Here is a 4975-nt window from a genome sequence, read left to right as displayed (position 1 = left end):
CGAAGCGAGTGAAACGAGCTTCAATAGAGTACGAGCTTTAGCGAGTACCAAGGGCAGTTTTAATAACTCACTTTGGAAATAAATTCCCTTTTATTCTTTTAAAAAGCTTTTAAAAGCTTTTAGACCCCCCTATAAACCACGCCTAGCAATGCTTTCAGACTTTAAAAAACTACTTTTACCGGACATTAAACTACAAATGCCGGACAAAATGGACTTAAAAAACTACTTTTACCGGACATAGAAACTACTTTTACCGGACATTAAACTACAAGAAAAAGTTTGTAGTTTTGTTAAAAAACTACAAAAATAGTAGTCAAAAAATAAACGACAATGTATGTTTAAGCTACATAAATACCAATGTAGTTAGTTAGTTTTTTGGGGTTGTAGTTATATGGACGAAAATAAAAAAACATATCCTCTGAGCTGGGTTGTTATGCAAAACAATGTTCAAGAATGCTTTAAGAGTATGAACATTGATGAAAAACGAATGTTAATACTTGCTAGCCCAATTGCTAGAACCACTGATGCAACTGAAAAAGACCGAATTATGATTACGGCAGAAGAGTTTGCTAGAGAATGTGGCATTAAAACGCATTCCGCATATACGCAGTTAGAACTAGCCAGCAAGAATCTACTTAAAAGAAATTTCTCTTATAACAATGAAAGAGGAAAAAAGGTGCTGTCGAATTGGGTGATTGATTGCACTTATGAAGACGGAGGGATAGCTATACGTTTCCCTGAAATCGTTCTACTGATGTTAAAAGAGTTTGATAAATTAAACCCTTATACAAAATATAAAAAAGATATCGTACTAAGTTTGAAAAAAGATTACTCATTCGATCTTTATCATTTAGCTAAAAAGCATCAAGCAATGGGACAATTTGAAATGTCCTTAGAACATATAAAAAATGAGCTGGGTTTGCCCAAATCTTATGACAAACTCTGTAATTTAAAAGACCGAGTAATGAAGCCTTCATTAAATGAGATTACAACTAATACAGATATTGAACTCACTTATGAAAATGTAAAAAAAGGGCGTTCAGTAGTTGGCTTTAAATTTATAGTGAAAGAAAAACCTAAGCCAAAATTAATAGCGCCTCAGCGAGATCAAAGAACTATAGATATGTTCTGCAATTTATCTGATGCTCAAATTAACAAGTACAGCACTATTTTATCTAAACTTTCTGAGCTATCAGACCTCAGTAATTTCCCAGACTACCCGACATTTGCCCTCTGGATTAGTGGCATCTTACGAGATCCGAAAAGTGTAAGAGAGGAAACAACAAAACGGATTTTTAAAGCTCTTCATAGCAAGACGGATTTTAAACCATGAGAACTAAGGCTGAATTAGATGCAATGAGTCATCAAGAACTCAAAGATTATGAGCAAAGTTTACTTGCTCTGTGGACACCAAGAATGGCTATTGAAAGTGACATTGAAAGGTTAAGCACTCATCACAGCGAATTATTAGAGGTTTTTAATCAATTAAAGAATCCGGATGCACCTAAAAATTCACGTTTAAAAGATTCAATCTTGTCTCTGAAATATAAAATCGAATCGCTTGAAGGTAAGTTGAGTGATCTTATTCAAGATAATCGCTTAAATTCTGCAGATTGAATTATTCAGTTTATTTAATCAAAATCGTGGAACATTGATTAAAGACTAGGCGTGGAACGTGAAAAGTAATAAAAAAAGCCCAGTCATTGACGACTGGGCTAGAAAATTGAAACTACAGCGTTGAATTTTCACGAGAATTATAACAAATTTCGTATAAGGTGTATTATGTTAATTTTAGAAAATCTTCACTACTATTATTTTAAAATAAGCCTTATATCCAAGCATAAAACAAGGTTGTCTAGACTTCTTTTAACAGTAAAGTTATCATAAAACTGAATTTTATTTTTTAGGTAAGTTTATGCATTCTATCCGCATTCGTTAAGACACAACTATTTGCATAGTGACACTATTTTATAATGGTGGGCTTTTGTTGTGTCTTTAAGAATATATGCGGATATATAAAGTAAAAGTATGCTTAATTTATAAGTATGCTTTTAGTGCATAGTTTCCAGTTATAACTTAATTGACTAGCTATTTGTCCACCCTGTGGATGAATAGCTTTTTTTTTGGGAGGACACTGTGATGCTAGCTTTTGTTTTCACCTAAATCCTGTTTGCTGCATAAAAAATTTCAAGAGCTAAACAGGAGTAAATAAAAATGAGTTTAATTATTAAAGCGAGAAACATACGCTTGGATTATGCTGGGCGTGATGTTTTGGATATTGATGAATTGGAAATTCACTCTTATGACCGTATTGGTCTTGTGGGTGATAACGGAGCAGGAAAGAGTAGTTTACTCAAAGTACTTAATGGCGAAATTGTTTTAGCCGAAGCGACATTACAGCGTTTTGGTGATTTTGCACATATCAGCCAACTGGGCGGAATCGAAATAGAAACGGTCGAAGACCGGGCAATGTTATCTCGCCTTGGTGTTTCCAATGTACAAAACGACACAATGAGTGGCGGAGAGGAAACTCGTGCAAAAATTGCTGCCGCATTTTCCCAACAAGTACATGGCATTCTAGCGGATGAACCAACCAGCCACCTTGATCTCAATGGAATAGATCTACTTATTGGTCAACTTAAAGCATTTGATGGAGCATTACTTGTTATCAGTCATGACCGATATTTTCTTGATATGGTTGTAGACAAGATATGGGAGTTAAAAGACGGTAAAATTACGGAATATTGGGGTGGTTACTCGGATTACTTGCGTCAAAAAGAAGAAGAGCGACAACACCAAGCCGTAGAATATGAGCTGATGATGAAGGAACGGGAGCGATTAGAATCTGCTGTGCAAGAAAAACGCCAGCAAGCTAATCGATTAGACAATAAGAAAAAAGGAGAAAAATCCAAAAACTCTACCGAAAGTGCTGGACGACTTGGGCATGCAAAAATGACTGGCACCAAGCAAAGAAAACTGTATCAGGCAGCTAAGAGTATGGAAAAGCGTTTGGCTGCATTAGAAGATATTCAAGCACCAGAGCATTTGCGTTCTATTCGTTTTCGTCAAAGTTCAGCCCTAGAACTGCACAATAAGTTCCCGATTACGGCAGATGGTCTGAGCTTAAAATTTGGTAGCCGTACTATCTTTGATGACGCTAACTTTATAATACCGCTTGGCGCTAAAGTCGCTATAACTGGATCGAATGGAACAGGGAAAACGTCCTTGTTAAAAATGATATCAGAACGTGCTGATGGATTAACCATATCTCCAAAAGCTGAAATTGGCTACTTTACACAAACAGGATATAAATTTAACACGCATAAATCTGTGCTCTCCTTTATGCAGGAAGAGTGCGAGTACACAGTTGCGGAAATTCGTGCAGTATTGGCTTCAATGGGGATCGGAGCGAATGATATTCAAAAAAACTTATCCGACTTATCGGGAGGTGAAATCATCAAACTGCTTTTATCCAAAATGCTTTTAGGAAAATATAATATTTTGCTTATGGATGAACCAGGAAACTATCTTGACCTAAAAAGTATTGCCGCATTAGAAACAATGATGAAGTCCTATGCAGGAACTATTATCTTCGTATCTCATGACAAGCAATTGGTCGATAATATTGCTGACATTATCTACGAGATCAAAGACCACAAAATCATCAAGACTTTTGAGAGAGATTGTTAATGATAGCCAATCTAATCCGAACATTAATTATTGAACTCTTTAAAGGAAATTAAAAATGACAATTCAAGATATTCAATCACTTGCTGAAGCACACGGCTTGTTGCTTACGGACAAAATGAATTTCAATGAAATGGGCATTGATTTTAAGGTCGTTTTTGCTCTTGATACAAAGGGGCAACAATGGTTGCTGCGTATTCCTCGTCGTGATGGCATGAGGGAACAAATCAAGAAAGAAAAACGCATTTTAGAATTGGTAAAAAAACATCTTTCTGTAGAGGTTCCTGATTGGAGAATTTCATCTACAGAATTAGTGGCTTATCCCATACTTAAAGATAATCCTGTTTTAAATTTGGATGCTGAAACCTATGAAATAATTTGGAATATGGACAAAGATAGCCCGAAATACATAACATCTTTGGCAAAAACCTTATTTGAAATCCATAGTATTCCTGAAAAAGAAGTTCGGGAAAATGATTTGAAAATTATGAAACCTTCAGATTTAAGACCTGAAATAGCAAACAATTTGCAGTTAGTAAAATCTGAAATTGGTATAAGTGAGCAATTGGAAACCCGCTACAGAAAATGGTTGGATAATGATGTTCTATGGGCAGATTTCACCCAATTTATACATGGCGATTTATATGCTGGGCATGTACTAGCTTCAAAGGATGGAGCTGTTTCAGGCGTTATTGATTGGTCAACAGCCCATATAGATGACCCAGCGATTGATTTTGCTGGGCATGTAACTTTGTTTGGAGAAGAAAGCCTCAAAACTCTAATCATCGAGTATGAAAAACTAGGGGGTAAAGTTTGGAATAAACTATATGAACAGACTTTAGAAAGAGCAGCGGCCTCTCCTTTGATGTATGGTTTATTTGCCTTAGAAACTCAAAATGAAAGCCTTATCGTTGGAGCAAAAGCTCAGTTGGGAGTTATATAATTTAAAAATATGATTGCTGAGAACTGCCTTGTTTTGAAACTTGGTTGGCTTTAATTAGTTTTTAGTATTCTTTATAGAAAATGCCTCGATCAAGGGGCATTTCTAACAATCATTTAACATAAAATTTCATATACGAAATTCGGGTGTTAGAACCCATTCAAAGTGTACTCATCAGTACACTTTGAAATTTTGATATAAAAAATTTAACATAAAATCTCATATACGAAATTCGGGTGTTAGAACCCATTCAAAGTGTACTCATCAGTACACTTTGAAATTTTGATATAAAAAATTTAACATAAAATCTCATATACGAAATTCGGGTATTAGAACCCATTCAAAGTG

4 protein-coding genes are annotated in these 4975 nt (G+C 35.3%); all 4 read left to right on the top strand.

Translation table 11 applies throughout. The features are described 5' to 3' along the window. Window positions 1-391: 391 nt before the first annotated feature. The 4 genes from FTT75_RS15160 to FTT75_RS15145 all read left to right on the top strand — a co-directional run bounded on the left by FTT75_RS15160 (window position 392) and on the right by FTT75_RS15145 (window position 4630). Entirely contained in the window at window positions 392-1333 is a 942-nt protein-coding gene (locus FTT75_RS15160; RefSeq protein WP_020846814.1) for a replication initiation protein, read from the top strand. Further along, window positions 1330-1617, top strand: a complete 288-nt coding sequence (locus FTT75_RS15155; RefSeq protein WP_004870774.1) for a hypothetical protein — start codon at window positions 1330-1332, stop codon at window positions 1615-1617. The genes FTT75_RS15160 and FTT75_RS15155 overlap by 4 nt, the downstream gene beginning before the upstream one ends. 597 nt (window positions 1618-2214) lie before the next feature. Beyond that, window positions 2215-3690 (top strand): ABC-F type ribosomal protection protein Msr(E), encoded by a 1476-nt coding sequence (gene msr(E), locus FTT75_RS15150; protein ID WP_000052512.1) that lies wholly within the window; start codon window positions 2215-2217, stop codon window positions 3688-3690. 55 nt (window positions 3691-3745) lie between these two features. Further along, window positions 3746-4630, top strand: coding sequence for an Mph(E) family macrolide 2'-phosphotransferase (locus FTT75_RS15145; protein ID WP_000155092.1), 885 nt, complete (start codon window positions 3746-3748; stop codon window positions 4628-4630). Window positions 4631-4975: the final 345 nt, after the last annotated feature.

The organism is Acinetobacter sp. YH01008 (genome assembly GCF_013420435.1).
GTDB lineage: Bacteria > Pseudomonadota > Gammaproteobacteria > Pseudomonadales > Moraxellaceae > Acinetobacter > Acinetobacter pseudolwoffii.
This window is presented reverse-complemented; position numbering and strand designations above follow the sequence as displayed.

Coding starts and splice junctions, on each gene's coding strand:
- FTT75_RS15160 (WP_020846814.1), top strand. CDS start 392: ATGGACGAAAATAAAAAAACATATCCTCTGAGCTGGGTTGTTATGCAA.
- FTT75_RS15155 (WP_004870774.1), top strand. CDS start 1,330: ATGAGAACTAAGGCTGAATTAGATGCAATGAGTCATCAAGAACTCAAA.
- FTT75_RS15145 (WP_000155092.1), top strand. CDS start 3,746: ATGACAATTCAAGATATTCAATCACTTGCTGAAGCACACGGCTTGTTG.